Annotated in this window: 24 protein-coding genes; 9 read left to right on the top strand and 15 right to left on the bottom strand. The window is 65.7% G+C overall.

The window, feature by feature from the left end; all coding sequences use genetic code 11:
* The first annotated feature begins 56 nt into the window (after positions 1 to 56).
* From NY08_RS21755 to NY08_RS21765, 3 genes are all read left to right on the top strand, one after another.
* The gene (locus tag NY08_RS21755) at positions 57 to 383 is read left to right on the top strand and encodes a GNAT family N-acetyltransferase (RefSeq protein WP_032393766.1); all 327 of its coding nucleotides are present in this window, start codon (positions 57 to 59) and stop codon (positions 381 to 383) included.
* Between the two features lie 104 nt (positions 384 to 487).
* Positions 488 to 841 (top strand): GNAT family N-acetyltransferase, encoded by a 354-nt coding sequence (locus NY08_RS21760; protein ID WP_045200939.1) that lies wholly within the window; start codon positions 488 to 490, stop codon positions 839 to 841.
* Positions 842 to 925: 84 nt separating this feature from the next.
* Positions 926 to 1,522 (top strand): hypothetical protein, encoded by a 597-nt coding sequence (locus tag NY08_RS21765; protein ID WP_045198736.1) that lies wholly within the window; start codon positions 926 to 928, stop codon positions 1,520 to 1,522.
* Here the strand turns inward: NY08_RS21765 and NY08_RS21770 are convergent.
* The 3 genes from NY08_RS21770 to NY08_RS21780 are packed head-to-tail and all read right to left on the bottom strand — an operon-like array spanning position 1,492 to position 3,874.
* Positions 1,492 to 2,292 carry an exodeoxyribonuclease III gene (locus NY08_RS21770; RefSeq protein ID WP_045198738.1) on the bottom strand — a complete coding sequence of 267 codons (801 nt, stop codon included), beginning with the start codon at positions 2,290 to 2,292 and terminating at the stop codon, positions 1,492 to 1,494. The two genes, NY08_RS21765 and NY08_RS21770, sit on opposite strands and share 31 nt — an antisense overlap.
* An 11-nt stretch (positions 2,293 to 2,303) precedes the next feature.
* Entirely contained in the window at positions 2,304 to 3,275 is a 972-nt protein-coding gene (locus NY08_RS21775) for an N-acetylglutamate synthase, CG3035 family (RefSeq protein ID WP_442970850.1), read from the bottom strand.
* Positions 3,272 to 3,874, bottom strand: a complete 603-nt coding sequence (locus NY08_RS21780) for a peptide deformylase (RefSeq protein WP_032393768.1) — start codon at positions 3,872 to 3,874, stop codon at positions 3,272 to 3,274. Before NY08_RS21780 ends, NY08_RS21775 begins: the two co-directional genes overlap by 4 nt.
* Positions 3,875 to 4,116: 242 nt before the next feature.
* On the opposite strand from NY08_RS21780, the gene NY08_RS21785 reads away from it, so the two are divergent.
* The 4 genes from NY08_RS21785 to NY08_RS21800 all read left to right on the top strand — a co-directional run bounded on the left by NY08_RS21785 (position 4,117) and on the right by NY08_RS21800 (position 7,003).
* Entirely contained in the window at positions 4,117 to 4,455 is a 339-nt protein-coding gene (locus NY08_RS21785; RefSeq protein WP_032393769.1) for a DUF3263 domain-containing protein, read from the top strand.
* 58 nt (positions 4,456 to 4,513) lie between these two features.
* Positions 4,514 to 5,047 carry a LytR C-terminal domain-containing protein gene (locus tag NY08_RS21790; RefSeq protein WP_235386993.1) on the top strand — a complete coding sequence of 178 codons (534 nt, stop codon included), beginning with the start codon at positions 4,514 to 4,516 and terminating at the stop codon, positions 5,045 to 5,047.
* A 113-nt stretch (positions 5,048 to 5,160) separates the two neighbouring features.
* A complete protein-coding gene (sodC, locus tag NY08_RS21795; protein ID WP_045198742.1) occupies positions 5,161 to 5,871 on the top strand; it encodes a superoxide dismutase[Cu-Zn] in 711 nt (236 codons plus the stop codon).
* Between the two features lies 1 nt (position 5,872).
* The gene (locus NY08_RS21800) at positions 5,873 to 7,003 is read left to right on the top strand and encodes a glutamate--cysteine ligase (protein ID WP_230596607.1); all 1,131 of its coding nucleotides are present in this window, start codon (positions 5,873 to 5,875) and stop codon (positions 7,001 to 7,003) included.
* A gap of 9 nt (positions 7,004 to 7,012) precedes the next feature.
* Here the strand turns inward: NY08_RS21800 and mnhG are convergent, their stop codons facing one another.
* From mnhG to NY08_RS21830, 6 genes are read right to left on the bottom strand one after another with little or no spacing between them, the layout of a single operon-like run.
* A complete protein-coding gene (mnhG, locus tag NY08_RS21805; protein ID WP_032393771.1) occupies positions 7,013 to 7,354 on the bottom strand; it encodes a monovalent cation/H(+) antiporter subunit G in 342 nt (113 codons plus the stop codon).
* Between the two features lie 19 nt (positions 7,355 to 7,373).
* Positions 7,374 to 7,631, bottom strand: a complete 258-nt coding sequence (locus NY08_RS21810; protein ID WP_032393772.1) for a monovalent cation/H+ antiporter complex subunit F — start codon at positions 7,629 to 7,631, stop codon at positions 7,374 to 7,376.
* Positions 7,628 to 8,269 (bottom strand): Na+/H+ antiporter subunit E, encoded by a 642-nt coding sequence (locus NY08_RS21815; protein WP_306436883.1) that lies wholly within the window; start codon positions 8,267 to 8,269, stop codon positions 7,628 to 7,630. Before NY08_RS21815 ends, NY08_RS21810 begins: the two co-directional genes overlap by 4 nt.
* Positions 8,270 to 8,271: 2 nt before the next feature.
* Entirely contained in the window at positions 8,272 to 9,915 is a 1,644-nt protein-coding gene (locus NY08_RS21820; RefSeq protein WP_045198744.1) for a Na+/H+ antiporter subunit D, read from the bottom strand.
* Positions 9,912 to 10,535: a Na(+)/H(+) antiporter subunit C gene (locus NY08_RS21825; RefSeq protein ID WP_032393775.1), complete on the bottom strand. Its 624-nt coding sequence runs from the start codon at positions 10,533 to 10,535 to the stop codon at positions 9,912 to 9,914. The genes NY08_RS21820 and NY08_RS21825 overlap by 4 nt, the downstream gene beginning before the upstream one ends.
* The gene (locus tag NY08_RS21830) at positions 10,532 to 13,381 is read right to left on the bottom strand and encodes a Na+/H+ antiporter subunit A (protein WP_045198746.1); all 2,850 of its coding nucleotides are present in this window, start codon (positions 13,379 to 13,381) and stop codon (positions 10,532 to 10,534) included. The genes NY08_RS21825 and NY08_RS21830 overlap by 4 nt, the downstream gene beginning before the upstream one ends.
* Before the next feature lie 250 nt (positions 13,382 to 13,631).
* On the opposite strand from NY08_RS21830, the gene NY08_RS21835 reads away from it, so the two are divergent.
* Together NY08_RS21835 and NY08_RS21840 are read left to right on the top strand one after the other, a co-directional pair.
* Entirely contained in the window at positions 13,632 to 14,027 is a 396-nt protein-coding gene (locus NY08_RS21835) for an NUDIX hydrolase (protein ID WP_442970851.1), read from the top strand.
* A gap of 62 nt (positions 14,028 to 14,089) precedes the next feature.
* A complete protein-coding gene (locus NY08_RS21840; protein ID WP_045198748.1) occupies positions 14,090 to 14,842 on the top strand; it encodes an isocitrate lyase/PEP mutase family protein in 753 nt (250 codons plus the stop codon).
* Between the two features lie 53 nt (positions 14,843 to 14,895).
* Here NY08_RS21840 and NY08_RS21845 read toward each other — a convergent pair whose 3' ends face one another.
* The 6 genes from NY08_RS21845 to NY08_RS21870 all read right to left on the bottom strand — a co-directional run bounded on the left by NY08_RS21845 (position 14,896) and on the right by NY08_RS21870 (position 20,638).
* A complete protein-coding gene (locus NY08_RS21845) occupies positions 14,896 to 17,073 on the bottom strand; it encodes an AAA family ATPase (protein ID WP_045198751.1) in 2,178 nt (725 codons plus the stop codon).
* 58 nt (positions 17,074 to 17,131) lie between these two features.
* Positions 17,132 to 17,986, bottom strand: a complete 855-nt coding sequence (locus NY08_RS21850; protein ID WP_032394133.1) for a CDP-alcohol phosphatidyltransferase family protein — start codon at positions 17,984 to 17,986, stop codon at positions 17,132 to 17,134.
* 8 nt (positions 17,987 to 17,994) lie between these two features.
* Entirely contained in the window at positions 17,995 to 18,711 is a 717-nt protein-coding gene (locus tag NY08_RS21855) for a phosphatidylserine decarboxylase (protein ID WP_045198753.1), read from the bottom strand.
* 133 nt (positions 18,712 to 18,844) lie between these two features.
* Entirely contained in the window at positions 18,845 to 19,114 is a 270-nt protein-coding gene (locus NY08_RS21860) for a GlsB/YeaQ/YmgE family stress response membrane protein (RefSeq protein ID WP_045198755.1), read from the bottom strand.
* A gap of 88 nt (positions 19,115 to 19,202) precedes the next feature.
* On the bottom strand, positions 19,203 to 19,667 hold the full coding sequence (locus NY08_RS21865; RefSeq protein WP_045200944.1) for an SRPBCC family protein: 465 nt from the start codon (positions 19,665 to 19,667) through the stop codon (positions 19,203 to 19,205).
* A 194-nt stretch (positions 19,668 to 19,861) separates the two neighbouring features.
* Complete coding sequence (locus tag NY08_RS21870) at positions 19,862 to 20,638, bottom strand: DUF1206 domain-containing protein (protein ID WP_144407482.1); 777 nt, start codon at positions 20,636 to 20,638, stop codon at positions 19,862 to 19,864.
* Positions 20,639 to 20,643: the final 5 nt, after the last annotated feature.

Consider the following 20,643-nt stretch of genomic DNA (forward strand, 5'->3'; position numbering starts at 1 on the left):
CACGTCACATCGGTTTCACTCGTTCATCACTCCACACACAGCGAAGGAGGCGTCCCATGCTGGCAAGTTCTCCTAGCGCTGATGTCTCGATCAACAAAGACCAGAACCGGTTCGAGCTTCGACTCAACGGCGATCTCGTCGGGATCGTCGGCTTCTACGAGGTCGAGGGAAACGGCTCGCGCGCGACGCGTACTCATGTCGTGTCGTTCATGCACACGGTCGTCACCGAGGACTTCGGTCATCAAGGACTGGCCGGCATTCTGGTGCGTCGCGCGCTCGACAGTGCTCGGTCCTACGGCTGGAAGGTCAAGCCAGTCTGCACGTACGTGCAGCGCTTCGCCGCGGCCAACCCGGAGTACAACGACATGCTCGTCGCGCTCTGACGTTTCTTTCCCGAGTTGTCGACCGGTCACATTCAGGGCACGACTCGGCGACGATCGAGGCACTCGGCTCGCGCCACATGGACAACACTGGTCTCATAAGTGACATGAGTCACATACTTCCTCGACGAGTCGACGCGGTTGCCTCGGTCGATCGACCCGTCGTTCGCATCGAGGACGACGTCGATCACAACAGGTTCGATCTTTTCGTCGACGACGAACTCGTCGGCATTCTCGGATATCGCTTCGGTGAGGGCGACGACGGCGGCGTCGGCCCGGTCGTCGCACTCATGCACACCGTCGTCAAAGAGGAATACGGCGACCGCGGGTGGGCGGGAGTGCTGGTGCGAGCCTCGCTCAACACCGCTCGCGATCGACAGTGGCGCATCGTCCCGATCTGCACCTACGTCCGGCGCTATCTGGCGCAGCACGAGGAATTCCTGGATCTGATCGCCGAATAGAGAGCAGTGCTCTTGTTTTGTTGACGCATCGAGTGAATACTGCTTCCTGTGGAGAGCGCCGCTCTCGAAAGGTTGGCTTTACCGATGCGTGTAGCTCTGTATCTGTTCGTCGGAGTCATGTTCGCCGCATATCCCGCACTTCGCCCCTACTCGGACGAGGAAGGCACCGCGGGAGCCGACGCGTTCGCATCCTCGAATTGGGTGCTCGCCCACACCTTCGCCATGCTCGGCTTCGTCGCGCTCGCTCTGACCGTGCTCTACGCCGGTCGACGGTCCGATCTTGCGGTCGTGACCACCTGGATCGGCGTCGGGTTGGTGCTGCCATACTACGGCGCAGAAACCTTTGCCCTGCATGCGCTGGGTGTCGATGCCGTACAGAACGCGAACCCGGGCCTGATCGATCTCGCCGACCCGATTCGGTACTCGCTCGTGCAGTCCGTCATGTTCGGGCTCGGACTGGTGCTGATCGGCGTCGGGCTGGTGGCATTCGCTCTACGCAACCGCTATGCCGCGATGCTCGCTGCAGGTTTCGTGCTGTTTCTCCCGCAGTTCTACACCCCGCCGGCCGTGCGGATCGCGCACGGAGTGCTGATCGCCGTCGGGGCGATTGTTGCCGCCAGGGCCGTGGCGAACAGGTCGGCAGACGCTGCTCAGCCGATCTCCACGATCACCGGAGCGTGATCGCTGGCTCCCTTGCCCTTGCGCTCCTCGCGGTCGATCGACGCACCGGTCACCCGAACCGCCAGAGCCGGGGAGGTCAACGCCATATCAATGCGCAGACCCTGCTTCTTGGGGAACCGCAACTGCGTGTAGTCCCAGTACGTGTACGTCCTGGGCTCGGGGGTGAACTGCCGCGTCACCTCGGTGAAGCCGGCGTCACCGAACGCGGTGAAGGCGTCGCGCTCGGCCTGCGAGGTGTGGGTCTTGCCCTCGAACAGAGCCGGATCCCAGACGTCGTCGTCGGTGGGCGCGATGTTCCAGTCGCCCACGAGTGCGATCTGCGCCTGCGGATCCGCTGCCACCCATGCCTGCGCGTCGGCCTTCAGCGCGGCGAGCCACTCGAGCTTGTAGGTGTAGTGCGGATCGGCGAGCTCGCGGCCGTTCGGCACGTACAGGCTCCACACGCGCACCCCGTCGCACGTGGCCCCGATGGCGCGCGCCTCCTGGGCGGGGTCGATCTCGGGATCCTTGCTGAACCCGGGCTGATCCTCGAAGCCGACCTGGACATCGTCCAGGCCGACGCGGGATGCGATCGCGACGCCGTTCCACTGACTCAACCCGACGTGGGCCACCTCGTACCCGATATCGGTGAACCGCTCGTAGGGAAACTGTGCGTCCTTGCACTTGGTTTCCTGCATCGCCAGGACATCGACATCGGATCGCTGCAGCCAATCGACGATTCGATCCTGACGAGAGCGGACGGAGTTCACATTCCAAGTAGCCAAGCGCACGGAGAGGAACCCTATCGAACGGCCCCGACAGGGTTCGGACCCATCGCGCTCTCGGGCCGGGCATAGCGATAGCGATGATGGTCGGCGAAGCCGAGGTCTCGGTACAGGGCAACGGCTCGGGTGTTCTCGACCGCCACCTGCAGGTACGAGTGCGTCGCGCCGTGCTCGCGTCCCCAGCGCACCAGTTCTCCGCACATCAGGGTGCCGAGCCCGTTGCGCCGATGCTCGGGGGAGACCCAGAGCGAGGTCAGTCCCACCCAGCAGCGACCGTCCGGGGCGGTGGTCACCGCGGCACGACCGACCGCGGCTACCGACGACGAGCGCGCGCCGATCATCCCGAAACCGAGGGTTCCGCCCCGAACCGCCGAGACCACCTCCGCTGCGCCCGCGGGAGCCGCGTGGCCCTGGTAGTACAGGCGATCCAACCACTGTCGTGACGGTTCCGAGGTGACGGTGATCGCCGAGTCACCCTCGCGTAGAACGAGATCGGAGATGTCTGCCGCCATGACGGCACTTTCGTTGTACGTCGACCAACCCGCCGGAGGAGTGCCGAGGCGATCGGGAAGGGCGAGCGTCGGCGGTAATCCGCGAGCGGCGTATCGGGCTGTGATGCGCGCCAGCGTCTCTGGTGCCGTCGACGCTCCGGGCTCGAGCGGCACGGCCGAATTGGCGCGGCCGGTGAACCCGTGACCGAAACGCAGTTGCCAGCCGTCGATCCATTCCCGCTCGACGCCAGGCCAGCCGTCGGCAGCGGCGGCTTCGAGCGAGCGGATCTCCGAGGTTCGAATCGGCCTGGGCCCCAGGGGTTTCAACGCCACGACTCGGTCGGCGGCAACCTGAACCAGTGTGCCGTCCCGGCCGCGCACCGAGACCGCGCCGGCGTCACTGGACACCAGTTCACCGATCACGTCCGTCATCGGGTGGGTCTGGCCGGGTGGCAACCGATAGCGAAGCATCACCCGCGTACCCACCGGGACGGTCAGTCGTCGTCCTCGTCGTCGTGGCCGAACGGGTCGTCCACCGTGCCGGGTGTCCAGCTCAGTCCGGGCACGCCCCACCCGGCGCGCTTGATGGCCTTCTTGGCCGCCCGCGCATGCCGTCCGATGAGCACGTCGGTGTAGAGGAAACCGTCGAGATGACCCACCTCGTGCTGGAGCATCCGAGCGAAGAAGCCGCGGCCCTCGATGTCGACGGGATCACCCTTGGCGTCCGTACCGGTCACCCGAGCCCACTCGGCGCGCCCGGTGGGGTGCTGCTCGCCGGGAACGGACAGGCAGCCCTCGTCGTCGTCATCGGGATCGGGCATCGTCTCCGGAATTTCCGACGTCTCGAGCACCGGGTTGACGACCTCGCCGCGGCGGCGGAAGATCTTGCCGTCCTCGCCTTGATCGGGGCAGTCGTAGATGAACAGACGCTTGCCGACGCCCACCTGATTCGCGGCGAGACCGACGCCGTTCGCGGCGGCCAACGTCTCGTACATGTCGGCGATCAGCTCGGCCAGCTCGGCGGGTGACTCGGTGACGGGTGCGGTTGCGGTGTGCAGCACCGGATCGCCGACGATCCGGATGGGAAGAATTGCCATGGTCGACAAGGATAGTAGGTGGCGCATGTGGTCGGGTTCGCTGCCGGTGTTCGCCGAACACGCCACGCGCCGGTACCTCGCGGGAGCCGTGCTCGAGCCGTCGAACGTGGTTGAATGATCCCCGAAGTACAACCGTGTAATTCGGTCGGTGCTCCTTTGGGTGCCGGCAGTGCTGGGGGAAGCAGATTTCTCCGGGTGGGTGATCCTGCAGACCCGAGGAAGTCGAGAAGTCGAGGAGTGGGATGGACGGCGCAGCAGCGCGTGACTCGAACCAGTCTCAGCAACCGGGAAGTTCGGACGGCTCACAGGATCCGAACGAGGTCGGTGCGGACGGACTGAGTCGACGAGAGCACGACATCCTGTCCTTCGAGCGGCAGTGGTGGAAGTACGCCGGGGCGAAGGAAGAGGCCATCAAGGAACTCTTCTCCATGTCGGCAACCCGCTACTACCAGATCCTGAACGCGTTGGTCGATCGTCCCGAGGCACTTGCCGCTGATCCGATGCTGGTCAAGCGCCTGCGCCGGTTGCGTGCGAGTCGGCAGAAGGCTCGTGCGGCACGTCGACTCGGGTTCGACGTCTGAGCAGGTCCTCGAGTTCCGTGTGCTGGGTCGCCGTCGACGGTCGGCTAGGGTCGACTACGTGAGCAGCCCGAACCCGGAACAGACCGGGCCACCACTCCGTGCCCTGGCCATGGTGTTGATCTCGCTCGCGATCCTGTTCGCGGCGATCGGCGCGTTGTCGCTGACGGGTTCCGATTCCGACAACTCGGCCGCCGAGCCCGCCGCCGAGACGATGAGTGCACCGGCTGCGGTAGCACCCACCGCACAGGCTCCGGCCGCTCAGGTGCCGGCAGGTGACGCGACCACCAGCAGCGCGCCGACCACCACCACCTCGGGCACCCCCGCCGACGTCGAAGTGCGGGTTCTGAACAACTCCAACATCTCCGGTCTCGCGGCAGGCACCGCAAGTACGTTGACCGCCGAGGGATGGACCGTCGCCGAGACCGGCAACTTCAGCGAAGCCCAGTTCGCTCAGACCGCGGTGTACTACGGCACCGCGGCAGGCGAGGAACAGGCCGCGCAGACGATCGCCACGCAGCTCGGAGTCCCGGCCGAACCCAAGCCGACCTCACTCGAATCCACGGCAGGCGTCGTCGTCATCGTGACTCAGTAGTCCTGCAGCGGCCAGTTGCACAGCATCGACTTCCGTGCCCGATTCGGCTGAATCGGTCGGCACGTTATCATTTTCGAGCCCGGCGAAACTGCCTGAAAGAGGAGCGATTTCCGATGGACATGTTCAAGCGACGCACTGCTGCGACCCGATCGTTGCGTTACGTGGCCCCGGTCCTCGCGATCGCGGCGCTCGGGCTCTCCGCCTGCAGCAACGGCGAGGTTCCGTCCGATGTCCCCGGAACCGTCCCTCCGGTCTGGACCGGCGAGGCCGATCCGTCGGCAGAAGCCGTGGCGGGTGACGGCCCGGCCGAGTCGGGCTCCGGCGACACCATCGAGGGCACACTGCGCGACGCCGGCGGTGCCGAGGTGGGCACGGTCTCGTTCGCGGCCGAGGGCGACAAGCTCACCGTCACCGCCGAGGTCGAGGGCATGACCCCCGGCTTCCACGGCTTCCACGTCCATGCCGTCGCCGCCTGCGAGCCGAACTCCGTGGCACCGACCGGCGGAGATCCGGGCGCGTTCCTGTCCGCGGGTGGTCACCTGCAGGTCGACGGCCGCACGGAGCACCCGGCCAGCGGTGATCTGACGTCCATCCAGGTCGGCGAGGACGGCACCGGAATGCTCGTCACCACCACGGACGCGATCACACTCGACGATCTGCGTGCGGACGGTGCCGGAACCTCGGTGATCGTGCACGAGGGTGCCGACAACTTCGCCAACATCCCGCCGCGATACACCCTGCCCGACGGTGCCGCTGTGCCGGACATGACGACTCTGATGACCGGCGACGCCGGCTCGCGGGCGGCATGCGCGGTACTGCAGTAGTTTGAACGCTCCCCGGATCGACTTCGCGAGTTCACCGCGCCCGACGCTCGGCGTCGAGTGGGAGATCGCGCTGGTCGACAAGAACACGCGGGACCTGGTCAACTCCGCCGAGGCGGTCATGGACGGTGTCCGCGATCTCGCCGGGGACACCCCGCGGGTGACCAAGGAACTGCTGCGCAACACCGTCGAACTCGTCACCGGAGTGTGCGAGAACGTCGGGGAGGCCATGGAGGACCTCGGCGGCTCCCTGGAGTTGGTGCGGCGCGCCGCGGACCCATTGGGCATCGATCTGTTCTCGGCGGGCACTCATCCGTTCGCCGAGTGGTCCACCCAGCAGCTCACCAGTTCTCCGAGCTACGACGAGCTGATCGCTCGTACCCAGTGGTGGGGTCGGCAGATGCTGATCTGGGGTGTGCACGTGCACGTGGGTGTGTCGTCTCCCGACAAGGTCTTTCCCATTCTCAACTCGCTGCTGCTGCAGTACCCGCACCTGCTGGCGCTGTCGGCGTCCTCACCGATCTGGGCGGGCAACGACACCGGCTACGCCAGCAACAGGGCACTGATGTTCCAGCAGCTGCCGACCGCCGGTCTGCCGTTCCAGTTCGAGGACTGGTCGCAGTTCGAGGGCTTCGTCCGTGATCAGCTCAAGACCGGCGTCATCGAGCAGCTCGGCGGTATGCACTGGGACATCCGTCCTGCTCCCAAGTGGGGCACGATCGAGGTTCGGGTGTGCGACGGGGCGTCGACCAAGCGGGAGCTCGCGGCTCTCGTCGCGTTGACACACTGCCTCATCGTCCATCTCGACGAACGTCTCGAAGCGGGTGAGACCCTGCCGTCGATACCGCCGTGGCACGTCCAGGAGAACAAGTGGCGGGCCGCCCGATACGGCCTCGATGCCGAGATCATCCTCGACTCCGACAGCAACGAACGGCTGGTCACCGACGATCTGCACGATCTGCTCGAGAAGCTGACGCCGACGGCCGTCCGACTGAACTGCGTCGACGAACTGGCAGCAGTGGCCGACATTCCCCGGCGGGGGGCGTCGTACCAACGTCAGCGGGCGGTGGCCGCGCAATCGGGCGGCGACCTGCGAGCCGTCGTCGAATCGTTGGTCACCGACCTCCGATCCTGATCCGCTCGCCTACTGGTCCGATTCGTTCGGTTCCATCTCGTTGACGATCAGCAGTCCGTCGCGGCCGCGCTGTTCGCGGTAGGCGACGCGGCCGACCGTGTGTGCGATGACCGGAGCGGTGACCAGGGTGAAGATGCCCACCAGCACCAGCATCCAGATGTCGACGTTGCCGCGCAGGCTGATGATGGCCCCGATCAGAACCATGATCAGCCCGACCACCTGTGGCTTGGTGGCCGCGTGCATCCGCGAGAGGGTGTCGGGAAAGCGCACGATGCCCACCGCCGCGGTGAAGGCGAGCAGGGCTCCGAACAGGATGAAGACGGAAGAAATGACCTGGGCTACGGTGCTCATTCGTCCCTCACTGTGTTGTTCATTCGTCCCTCACCCTGAATCGTGCGATGCTGACCGACCCGACGAAGCTGACCAGTGACAGCGCGACGATGGCCGGTACGAGGGTGGTGTCGCGGCTGTATACGGCCCACACGCCGAGACCGCACATCGAGACGGCGAGGATCGTGTCCATCGCGACGAGACGGTCGAGCGTGCTCGGTCCGTCGAGCAATCGGTACGCGGTGAGAATCGCGGCACCGATCAGGAGGGCTCCGGCAATCGCCAGTACGACGGTCACGACCAGTCCCCCTTCCTCTTGTCGTCGGTCTTCTTGTCGTCCCGAGGCGCGTCCGAATCGACCGGGATCGGATCGTCGCCGAGCACTCCGTGGTACTGCTCGTACTCCTGGAAGTGCAACGGGCTCGGCTTCCAGTCGGAGTCTCGCTCGAACGCGGCGATGAAGAGCTTCTCCATGTTTCGTACGTAGGCGTAGAAACCGTCGACGGCCTTCTGGGTGCCCATGTCCAACACGTGCACGTACAGCAGGCGTCTGGTCCGGTCTATTTCGAGCACCATGGTGCCGGGCACGAGATTCATCGCGTCGACGAACAGGGTGAGCACCAGATCGGACTTGATCGCGATACGGCAGCGCAGCACCCCGGTGACCGGTGGAGCCTTGGGCCGGATGGCCAACCAGGCCACGCTGAAGCTCGATTCCATTGCGTAGTAGAGAAATACGACGGCCAGCTTGACGAGTGAGAACACGTGGATGCGGCCCTCGACGGGAACGCGAGGCAACGGCAGCAGCACCATGATGAGCAGTCCCACCGCGATGCCGCCGAGGATGTTCGCGGCAGAGACGTTGCCCCACAACAGAACCCAGATGGCGGTCAACCACGCGAGAGTCCACACGCGTAGCAGAAGGGAGCGGTTCATCTTCATCGAGTGCCTTCCTCGTCTCCGCGAGCCTGCTCGGCGGCCTGATCTCCGACGAATTCCGCTCCGCGCACCGCATCGATGTACACCGATCGATCACGAAGGTCGGCCGCGGCGCGATCACTGATGTCGATGATGGGTCCCGCGAACACCGTCATGGCCAAGCCGACGGCAACGAGCCCGATCGTCGGGATCAGCATGAAGGCCGGCATCCGGCCCACGTCCTCGCGATCGCCGAACGCGATATCGGAGGAGTCGTCGAGCAGCGCGGACGGGCTGTTGTCCGCCAGGTCGCCCTCGGGGGCGTCGGCGCGAGCACGCCAGAACGCTTTGGTCCACACACGGGCGACGACGTACAGCGTCAGCAAGCTGGTGACCGTTCCGCCCGCGACGAGCAACCAGGCCAACACGCTGCCCTGCTCGCTACCGGCCTGCAGCAGTGCGACCTTGCCGATAAAGCCCGAGAACGGCGGAATGCCACCGAGATTGAGGGCCGGCACCAGGAACACGATCGCCAGCACCGGGCTGGCCGCAGCCAGACCACCGAGGCGTCGAAGAGACGACGAGCCGGCCTGACGCTCGATGAGACCGACGACGAGGAACAGTGTCGTCTGCACCAGAATGTGGTGGGCGACGTAGTAGATCGAGCCGGACAGTCCCGATTGCGTCGACAGCGCGACGCCGAAGATCATGTAGCCGATATGACTGACGAGGGTGAACGAGAGCAGTCGTTTGATGTCGCTCTGTGCGATGGAACCGAGGATGCCGACGAGCATCGTCAGCAGGCCACAGACCATCAGTACGTTGTCGAGCGAGCCGTCGGGGAACAGCAGGGTGTGGGCGCGAATGATCGCGTACACACCGACTTTCGTCAGCAGGCCGGCGAACACGGCGGTGACCGGTGCCGGGGCGGTGGGGTAGGAGTCGGGCAGCGACGTCGAGAGTGGGAACACCGCGGCCTTGATGCCGAACGCGACCAGCAGGACTGCGAAGATCGCGGTCCTCGTTCCTGGGTTGATGTCGTCCATCCGTACCGCGATGTGGGCCAGGTTCAGCGTTCCGGTTGCGCCGTACACCAGCGCGATGCCGATCAGGAAGATCAGCGAGGACACCATCGACACCATCACGTACGACACGCCCGCGCGTACCCGGTCCGCACTCGCGCCGAGGGTCAGCAGCACGAACGACGCCGCGAGCAACACCTCGAAGCCGACGAACAGATTGAAGAGGTCCCCTGCGAGGAACGCGTTGCAGACACCTGCGGTCAACGCGAGGTAGGTCGGCAGGAAGATCGAGACGGGCTGGTTCTCGCTGCCGTCACGGATGCCCTGACCGATCGAGTAGACCATGACGGCCAGCAGGACTATCGACGAGACGACGAGCATCATCGCCGACAGGCGGTCCACCACGAGGGAGATGCCGAGCGGGGAGTCCCAGCCGCCGACCTGCAGTGCGCTGGTGCCGTCGCGATCGGCGAGGTAGAGCATCACCGACGAGATGGCGACCACAGCGGTCAGCGCGACGAGGGTGATGAAACGCTGAGCGCGGGGACGTCGACCCAGCACCAGAGTCAGCGCCGCCGCCAACATCGGAATCAGTACCGGCAGCGGAGTCAGAACGTCGATCACTCCTGGGGAGATCGTCACTGGTCGTCTCCCTTCTTCTGTGGCCTGCTGTCGTCCTTCTCGGCTGTGTCGATTCCGTCGAGCCCGCGCACCTGCGGATCGTCGTCGTCGTTGTCGAAATCACCGTCGTGCAGGTCCTCGTAGCATTCGAGGTCCTCGCGATTGACGAGTTGTTCGATCGGAATCGGGTTGCCCTTCGAGTCGAACGCGTCGCCCCCGAAGCTCGGCTCGCCCGTCACCGGGTCGTCCGAGCGGTCGCGGTCGGGGGCCTCGGCCATCGAGCGACGCCGGGAGACCTTGGTGTCCTCGGGGTCGTTCTCCACGTCGTCCTTGGTGTTGAGAGTGAACGACCGGTACGCCAGCGCCAGGACGAACGCGGCGATACCCATCGTGATGACGATCGCCGTCAGGATCACCGCCTGGGCCAGGGGATCGGCCATCTCCTGATTGACGGCGTTGTCGCGACCCACGATGGGTGGTGCCCCCGCAGGCCCGCCGACGGTCAGCAACAGCAGATTGACGCCGTTGCCGAACAACAGCAGCCCGAGCAGCATCTTGGTGATGCTCCGTTCGAGCAGTAGATACACACCCGATGCGACGAGAACACCGGTGATGATCAGCATTCCGAGATCTGCGGTCATGGGGCGCTCACTCGGCCTTGGCTCTGCATTTCCACCTGTGCGTCGAGACGGGCACCGAGACTACGGAGCACGTCGAGTACCAACCCGACCACGATGAGATACACACCGAGGTCGAAGAACAATGCGGTGACCAACTTGATGTCGCCGAGAATCGGCAACGTCACCTCCAACGTCGCCGAGGACAACGCAGGCGCTCCGAGGAACATCGACGCCACCGCGGTACCGGCCGCGAAGATCAACCCGAGACCGAGGATCTTGCCGGCGTCGATCGGCACTGCCTCGCCGAGCTCGTAGCGCCCACCCGCCAGGTACCGCAGCACCAGCGCGAGTCCGGCGGTGAGGCCACCGGCGAAACCGCCGCCGGGGGCGTTGTGGCCGGAGAAGAAGAAGTAGATCGAGAGCACCATGATCGTCGGGAAGATCAATCGCGTCGTGACCTCGAGAATCAACGAGCGATGTCGCGGATCGATCAGATCGCCGCCGAGCAACCACGTCGTCTCCGCGGCGAAATTCGCATCCGAGGACGATGCGGGGGCGTCGGACACCCGCGGAGCGCTGCCGAACCGGCGGTTGCGGAAGACCAGGCTGGCCACGCCCGTCGCCGCGACGAGCAGAACGCAGATCTCGCCGAGGGTGTCCCAGGCGCGGATGTCCACGAGGATGACGTTGATGACGTTCTTGCCGTCGCCCAGGTCGTAGGCGGCGTCCGGCAGGAGCAGCGACACCGGGGCGGTGTTTCGGGCGTTCATCGCGAATGCGCCCAGCACACTGACGGTCGCTCCGACGGCGACGGCCAGCACGGCGCGGGGGCCGCGCGAACCGGCCGAGCCCCGATCGTCGACCTCGGCCGGCAGCTTGCGCAGCACCAACACGAACACGACGAGGGTGAGAGTCTCGACGAGGAACTGGGTCAGCGCCAGATCCGGTGCGCCGTGAATGGCGAAGATGACGCCGCAGCCGTAGCCGGTCAGACCGACGAGGATGACGCTGGCCAGGCGGTTGCGCATCACCGTGGCCCCGAGGCCACCGGCGATCATGATCACGCCGATGACCAGCTGCAACGGGGTGTTCCACAGGGTGTAGTCCAGGCCGGAGTCCTGGCCGACGAGCAACACGATCATCGGCAGCAGCACCAGAGTCAGCAGGATCGTGCCCTGGGTGAGGGGGAGCGAACCGCGCTGGGTGGTGCCGGTCAGGCGGATGGACAGGGCATCCATGTACTTGAGCACGTTGTCGTAGATGCGGTCTGCATTGCCGAGCGGGGGATGCTCGAACTTGAGCCGGTTGACGACCCGGTGGGCGATGAACAGCCCGACACCGCCGGTGACGACGACGACCGTCAGCGCGAGCGGAAGGTTGAATCCGTGCCAGAGGGCCAGGTGGTAGGGCTCCTGGCCGTACGACGGGAGGGTGCGGGCGTAGGGACTGACGATGCGGTCGACGATCGAGGATCCGAATCCGGCGATCACGCCGAGAACCGCCAGGAAAGCAGGTGCAGCCAGGAACAGTGCGGACGGTGCATGCATCGCCCTGACCGACGGACTCGGACGCTTGAGCTGCTTGCGTGCGAACGCGCCCCAGACGAATCGGATGCTGTAGGTGACCGTGAGAATCGAGCCGATCACCAGGCCCGCGACGACGACGGCCGCGACGACGGGATCGAGCGTCGGCGTGCTGATCACGGCCGACAACGCAGTCTCCTTGCCGACGAACCCGAGCATCGGCGGGAGTCCGGCCATGCTGGCCGCGGCCAGCGCCGCTATCGCGGCGAGCCAGGGAGCCTTCTTGCCCAGGTGGGCGAGCTTGCGGATGTCGCGGGTGCCGGTGGTGTGATCGACGATGCCCACGACCATGAACAGCGCCGCTTTGAACATCGCGTGCGCGATCACCATCGTCAGGCCGGCGAGCATCGCCTTCTCCGAACCGATGCCGACCAACACCATGAGAAAGCCGAGCTGACTGACGGTTCCGAACGCGAGGATCAGCTTGAGGTCGAATGCCCGCAGTGCTCGCCAACCGGCCAGGATCATCGACAGCAGTCCGAGGCTGATCACGGTGGCGCGCCACGGGCCGGAATCGGCGAACCCGGGGGCCAGGCGCGCCACCAGGTAGATGCCTGCTTTGACCATCGCGGCAGCATGGAGGTAGCCGCTCACCGGCGTCGGTGCGGCCATGGCTCCTGGCAACCAGAAGTGCAGTGGCACGATGGCCGACTTGCTCAGTGCACCGATCAGGACCAGCACGATCGCGACACCGGGCAACCATCCGCCCGGCGCGTTCGCGACCAGCTCGGAGAGGTTGTAGGTACCGGAGACCTGGCCGAGGATGATGATGCCCACCAGCATCGCCAGGCCACCCGCGGTGGTGACGAGCAGCGCCTGAGTGGCTGCGCGTCTGCTCGAGGCACGCTCGGCGTAGTGACCGACGAGCAGGAACGACAGGACCGTCGTGATTTCCCAGAAGATGTAGAGCACCAGCATGTTGTCGCTGGTGATGAGGCCGAACATCGCACCGGAGAACGCGACCATCTCGGCGGCGAACAGCCCGAGCCGAGGTTCGTCGTCCTCGAAGTAGCGCGCACAGTACAGCAGAATCAGGGCACCGATTCCGAGGACCAGCAGCGACATGATGGCGGCGAGGGAATCGAATCGCATGTCGATGTTCATCGACAACCCGGGGACCCACTCGATGCTCAACTTCTGATCGGTGTTCCAGTTGCCCGATACCCAGATCAGGCTCAGCGCAGGAACGAGAGCGAGGGGGAAGAACGCATTGCGACCCCACCACCGGACGAGAAGCGGCGCGAGCAGCGCGGCGGCGGCGTGCGCAAGAAGAATGGCGAGCAAAAGTCACTCCGTCGTCTCGGTCGCATCGGCGGTCAAACCGAGCGGTGGTCGTAGGGCGGCGATGAGTAGGGTGTGCGAAGTCCGTGTGAAATTCGATGTGAGGCTTTGAGAAGTACGAACCGGTTGCCGAACGGCAGCCGTGAGTTGTCGATGTCCACTTTACTTTGCGTGGTCGGACGCGTGCCAAGCGGTACATAACGGTCGCGGTGACTCCGGTCGAGGGGAGCGCGTTGTCGTGAGCGGATCGAGGATCATTCGGACCGCCGGGCTGGCGTACGTCCGGAATCGCCGAATGATCCAAACGCGATCGGCCGGCAAATCCGCGTTCTACATGGCGGGCGGAAAGATCGACCCCGGCGAGACACCCGAGCAAGCCCTCCATCGGGAGATCAGAGAAGAGCTCGACGCGTCGGTCAAGGGTGCCCGGCTGCTCGGGGTGTTCGAGTGTCAGGCATGGGGGCACCCGGCGGGCACCCCACTCGAGCTCACGTGTTTCCTCGCCGATCTGGCCGACGAGCCGACGCCGACCAGCGAGATCGCAGAGATCAGATACTTCACCCGTGACGAGTACGCAGCGATGCCGGACGTCGCTCCGGGATCACTGATGGTGTTCGACCGGATGAGAGCGCTCGATTTGATCGACTGAAGCGGGTACGTTGGGAACCGAGAGAACGAACGTTCTCCACCGGCCACCGTTGAGGAGTCCCGATGACGAACCTGTCCCAGAAAGCCACCACCCTGCTCGAGCTGCACAAGCCCGGAAACCCGGTCGTACTGCCGACCGTGTGGGACGCCTGGTCCGCCAATCTGGCCGTGTCCGCAGGCTTCACCGCGCTGACCGTCGGAAGCCACCCCGTCGCCGACTCCATCGGCAAGCCCGACAACGAAGGCATGACCTTCGACGAACTGCTCGCCCGCATCTCGCAGATCTCCGCCGCCGTCGACGTGCCGCTGTCGGTCGACATCGAAGCCGGCTACGGCGAGGACCCCAAGCGACTGATCGACGGCCTCATCTCCGTCGGAGCCGTCGGCCTCAATATCGAGGACACCGTGCACAGCGAAGGCGGACGCCTGCGCGAAGCGCAGGAACACGCCGACTTCGTCGGAGCACTGCGCGCGGCGTCCGACGCCACCGACGTGCACGTGGTCATCAACGCCCGCACCGACCTGTTCGTCAAGGCGATCGGCGACGAGAGCGACCGCGTCGACCGCGCCATCGCGCGTCTGAAGCTGGCTGCCGCGGCCGGAGCCGATTCGCTCTACCCCGTCGGATTCCACAACGACGCCGACTACAAGCGTCTCGCCGAGGAACTTCCGCTGCCCATCAACGCCATCGCCAACCCGGCCGAAGGCGATCTGTCGCACTTCGCATCCCTCGGTGTCGGTCGCATCAGCTTCGGACCGATCTTTCAGATGGAGTTGGCCAAGCGGGCAGAGGAGATCCTCGGCCGCTGGAAGTGAGAGCGGCTTCGCCGCGGGTGAGCAGAACTTCGTAGCCTGCTACGAGTTTCCGTTCACGACCCGTAGGCCCGCAGATGCGCCACCTGCTCGGGATCGAGTGACGGCTTCACCGTCGCCCGAGCGGCGGCGACATCGGCGGCGGTGACGTCGGCCGCATCCATCGACCGACGCATCGCCGTCAACGCGGCCTCACGCAGCAAGGCTGCGCAGTCGGCCGCGGAGTAGCCGTCGAGATCGCGCGCCAGCGACTCCAGATCCACGTCCTCGGCGAGCGGGATGGATTTGCCCGATGCCTTCAGGATGTCAACGCGGGCATCGGAATCCGGCGGCGGCACGAACACCAGGCGCTCGAGGCGGCCGGGGCGCAACAGGGCGGGATCGATCAGGTCGGGTCGGTTGGTCGCCCCGAGCACGACGACGTCGCGCAACGGTTCGACGCCGTCGAGCTCGGTCAGCAGCGCCGCGACCACTCGGTCGCCGACGCCGGAATCCGAGCTCTGGCCGCGTCGGGGTACGAGCGCGTCCACCTCGTCCAGGAAGATCAGCGAGGGAGCGGAATCGCGTGCACGCTGAAACAGTTCTCGCACAGCCTTTTCCGAGGATCCCACCCACTTGTCCATCAGTTCCGCGCCCTTGACCGAGTGCACGCTGAGCTGCCCGGAACTGGCCAGCGCCCGCACGAGGAACGTCTTGCCGCAGCCGGGCGGGCCATACAGCAGAACTCCGCGCGGCGGCTCGATTCCCAAGCGCGCGAACGAATCCGGGTGACGCAGCGGCCACAGCACCGCCTCGGTGAGTGCCTGCTTGGTCTCCACCATGTCGCCGACGTCGTCGAGCGTGAGACTGCCGATGGCCAGTTCTTCGCTACCCGATCGCGAGAGTGGACGGATCACCTGAAGAGCGCCCACCAGATCGTCCTGCGTCAACGAGGCCGCGGCCGAATCGTTCGATGCGCGAGCCGCCGCCCGCAGTGCCGCCTCCCGCGTCAGTGCGGCCAGATCGGCGACCACGAAACCCGGTGTCCGTGAAGCTATCTCGGTCAGATCGACGTCGCCCTGCGGAACCTTGCGCAGCAGATGCTCCAACAATCCCTTGCGGCCCGACGCGTCGGGCAGGGTGATGGTGAGCTCCCGATCGCACAGGTCCTGACCGCGCAGCCGGGGATCTGTTGCCTCCGGATGAGCCGTCGTCGCGATCAGGGCAAGACCGGGAGTGTCGACGGCCCGGCGCAGTACGTCCAGGACGAACGTGGACGCCGGCTCGGGAACGGAGGGCAGCAAAGCGTCGACGTCGGTGATCAGCAGAACCCCGGAGCCGGCGAGTTCGTCGACCGCCGCGGTGACCCAATCCACCCGAGCCGAGGCCTCGAGCGCGCCGATCGACGGTCCGTCCAGCACGACGCATGCGCGTTCTCCGATGACCGCGCGCGCCAACGTCGCCTTACCGACCCCGCCCGGTCCGGTGATCAACACTCCCAGATGCGGCGATGCGCCCAAAGTCGCCAACAACTCCGACTCGTCCAACGCCAGCCGTAGCCACTCGGTGAGTTTCGACTGTTGGACGCTCACTCCCACCAGATCCGCCGCGCTCACCGGCGGTGCTGCGGACTTCGGCGCGGGACGCGACGCGGCCTGCGGCTGTGCAGCGGTGACGGTGCCCGAGCCCCACCCGACCGCCGAATTGGGCTGCACACTCACCGGCCCACCCGACGGGTCGACGGCCGAGACCGTCAACAGCTCGGTCGTCCACGCAACCCCGAACGTTCTCGACAGCGCCTGCGTCGCCGATGTGGTCGAGGTGCCGGGTCCGAGATCGCGGGGGAGGAGCGAGACCGTGTCGCCCACCGTCAGCACCTTGCCCAGCAAAGCCTGGCGCAGGGTGGCGTCGGAGATGGAACCGGTGGCGAGCGCGGAGCCTGTCACCGCGACGGTCCTGGCTCCGTAGACGGTGACGGGTCCGACTGCGACAGAAGCATTTTCGCGAAGGCCGGTGTTGGAGAGCGTGACGTCGTCCAGTAGTGCGGTGCCCTGGGGCGATCCGTCGGGTGCCGCCGCGACGACGGCAGCCGTGCGACGAGAACCGATGAGCGACACGGCATCCCACTCTCGCAGGCCCAGCGCCGCGAGAACTTCCGGATGCAGGCGGACGACGCCGCGTCGGGCATCGGCGGCCGAGGTGTTGAGGCGGGCGGTGAGAACGAGCTCAGGCGTCGTCGAGCGAGATTCGGTCACACACCCAATCTACTGGGGTCATTCCGCAGGCTCCACTCCCTGCAGTAGCGGCGAGACACTAGCTGCGAGGTCGACGCAGTCCCAGACGAGCCTGCGACCGGCGATTGTTGCCCGGTGCGCGTCGGATGGCCCGACGCTCTGCGCGGCGCTCGGCAGGCTTGGCGTCCCAGGTGTACGGGCGCGCGGCAGTCCAGCGTTGCGAGCGCACCGCGAACGGGATGTGCACCAGGTAGGCCAGCACCAAGCCCATCAGCAGGATCAGCGGGAAGGTGATGAGCGCGGCGGCGAGCAGCGCGACGAGCACCAGCAGGATCGCGGCGAGCCGCGGCGGCACCGAGACCGTCTTGAGCGCCAACGTGGGGATGCGGCTGACGATCAGACCGGCGGTGAGGATCGACCACCCGGCGACCACGTAGAACGAGGCCCACCAACCGTCGCCGAATTGCTCGAAGCCCGCGATCGGTGCCATGGCGATGAGCGCTCCGGCGGGAGCAGGAACTCCGGTGAAGTACTCGCGCGCGTAGGCAGGCGTGTCGTCCTCGTCGAGCAGAGTGTTGAAGCGCGCGAGACGGAGCACGATGCTCACGGCGTAGACCAGTGCGACGATCCAGCCGCCGCTGCTGCCCTCGAGCAGTGTCACGTACAGCACCAGAGCCGGGGCCACACCGAACGAGATGGCGTCGGACAGCGAGTCCAGTTCGGCACCGATCTTGCTGGTGGCGTCGAGCAGTCGAGCGATGCGGCCGTCCAACGCGTCGAGTATCGCAGCGGCACCGATCATGGCCAGCGCAGTGCCGAGCTGCCCGTCGAGGGCGAACTTGACCGCGGACAGGCCCGAGCACAGCGCGAGAATCGTGACGACGGATGGGAGCAGACGGATGGCAGCAGGCGGCTTGGCGCGTCTGGTGATCATGTCGGTTTCTACTGTGGAAGCTCGGCGAGGACCGTCTCGGCGCCGACGGCGCGTTGACCGCGTTCGACCAGCAGTGTGGTGCCCGCGGGGAAGTAGGTGTCGACGCGGGAACCGAATCGGATCAGGCCGTACGTGTCGCCGATCGACAGGGCGTCGCCCACCTTGGCGTTGTTGATGATGCGTCGAGCAATGAGACCGGCGATCTGCACGACGGCGACGTCCTGACCGGAGTCGGTCCTGACGTGCATGCTGTTGCGCTCGTTGACCTCGCTGGCCTCGGCAAGGTCTGCGGACTTGAACTGGCCTCGGCGATGCACGACCTCCACCACTCGACCGGCGACGGGAACGCGCTGGACGTGCACGTCGAGGACCGAGAGGAAGATGCTCACGCGAGGAACCGGCTGCGAGCCCAGATCGAGCTCGGCGGGCGGGACGGCGGTATCGACGAGGGTGACCAGGCCGTCGGCGGGAGCGACGACGACGCCGGGGCGGTTCGGTGGCACCCGCGACGGGTGGCGGAAGAAGGTGGCGCAGGCTCCGGCGGCGACGAGGCCGGCGTTGCGAACCCACTTGGATCGGCGGCCGAGAACGGCGACGGCGAGCGGACCACCGACGAACGGCAGGCCTGCGGGGTGGAGCGGTGGAACCGTTTCACGGACCAGGTCGACGATGTGAGCCGCTCCAGTGCGGGGCGGTTGACCAATCGGGGCGGGACGGCGTGCCACGGTCTCCTCTAACTTTTCGTCGGACAGGTGTCGGCAGGTCGTGATGCCGGAAGCAATCGAGGCGTGAAAGCACGACTGCCGAGGCCCTCACAGCGTACGTGAGGTGCCCCGGCAGTCGGGAGCTGCGAGTCGATCAGACGCGGCTGCGACCTGTCACGAGCTTGACCAGGAACAGCAGGATGACTGCGCCGAGGATGCAGGTGATGAAGCTGAAGATCAGTCCGCCACCTTCGACGTCGACGCCGAAGACCTTCAGCAGGTATCCACCGATGAGGCCACCGATGACGCCGACGACGATGTTCAGGATGATGCCCATCTGAGCATCCGTCTTCATGATCTTGCTGCCGATCCACCCTGCGAGTCCGCCGATGATGATCCAGCCGATGAATCCGAGACCCAACATGTGTTGCCCCCACTTTCCGTTCGTGTCGTTTGCTTGTCGAAACGTCGGATGCCCGAGGGAAACAAACCTGAAACCTTCCTGAGAAGAATTATTTTCTTCCCAGCTTCTCGCTCTCGACCTTGATGCGGCGCAGGGTGCTGTTCATACCCTCGACCAGTTCGACGTCGAACTCGTCGATGCCGCCGAGGACACGCTTGACCAGCAACGACGACACCGCCGACGTGCCGCTGGGTGCCTCCCGCTTCTCGACCACGGTCGTTCCGGTCGCGGTCGGTGTGAGGGTGTAGGACCAGATCGTCTTGTTCTCGACGACGCGGAACGCGAGTTCACGGTTGGGCTCGAAGGTGACGACCTTGGAGGTCGTGGGCCAGACGAGCATCCCCTTGCGATTGACGTTGAGCGTCTTGGTGCCCTTGCCGACCGGTCCGCCGAAGACCTTCATCTTCTTGCACTGCGGGCTCCACTCACCCATGCGCTGCAGGTCCGAGACGATGGACCATACGGTCTCGGGGCTCGCGGCGATGTCGATCGTGGCTTCGAGAGTCTTGCTCAACGTGGGCCTCCTGGTAGTGAGTAGATGCAACTGAATGTCACACTCAATCGTGCGCATCCTATGTGTCAACGGACACAATCGACCACGGAGGTGAGCAGAAATTCGTAGCCCACTACGAAGTACCGCTCACCTGGGGTCGTTCCGCAGGCTCTACTCCCGCTCACCTGGGGTCGTTCCGCAGGCTCCACTCCCGCTCACATGCGAGCGAAGCGAGCCAGTACGAAGGCATAGAGCCCGTAGAGCGCGATGCCCACTCCGGCGAGGATCAGCAGAACCTGACCGTAGGGCTGTGAGCCGAGGGTCTTGAGGGCACCGTCGATGCCGGTGGCCTTCGACGGATCGGACTGCATAACGGCCACCACGACGAGAAGTCCGGCACCCATGAGGGCAGTGCCCTTCGCGGCGTATCCGGCGATGCCGAGTTTGACGACGGCCCCGCTCCGGTGGCCTTCGAGATCGTCGAGGAAGTTCCTCGAAACGCCCTTGTAGACGTGGTATCCGCCGACGCCGATGACGACCAGCGCGACAGCAATGAGCACGAGTTTGCCGCCGCCGGATTCCATCAATCGGGCGGACCAGCCGGCGTTCTGCTGCCCGCTCGACTTGCCCGAGCCGGTAGCGAAGCCGTAGGTCGAGAAAGCGAACGCGATGTAGACGACGGCCAGCGCGGCAGCCTTGAGACGGTCCATCGCACTGCCTGCGTCGGCGTCGGACTTCTTGCCGACGATCGCTTCGACGATGCGCCACAGCGCCAACGCCACGAATGCGACCACCGCCACCCAGAGCGCAATCCTCCCGCCGGGCTTGTCGGCCAATTCGGCGAGTGCACCGGACTGGTCTGCATTGCCTGCCTGGCCGAATGCCAACCGAACCGCGATGTATCCGATCAGAATGTGCAGCACTCCGCTGACGAAGTGACCGGCTCGCGCCGCTTTCTCGAATGCTCCGTTGTTCTGTACGGAACTGGCCACATTTC

The organism is Rhodococcus sp. B7740 (genome assembly GCF_000954115.1).
Lineage (GTDB): Bacteria > Actinomycetota > Actinomycetes > Mycobacteriales > Mycobacteriaceae > Rhodococcoides.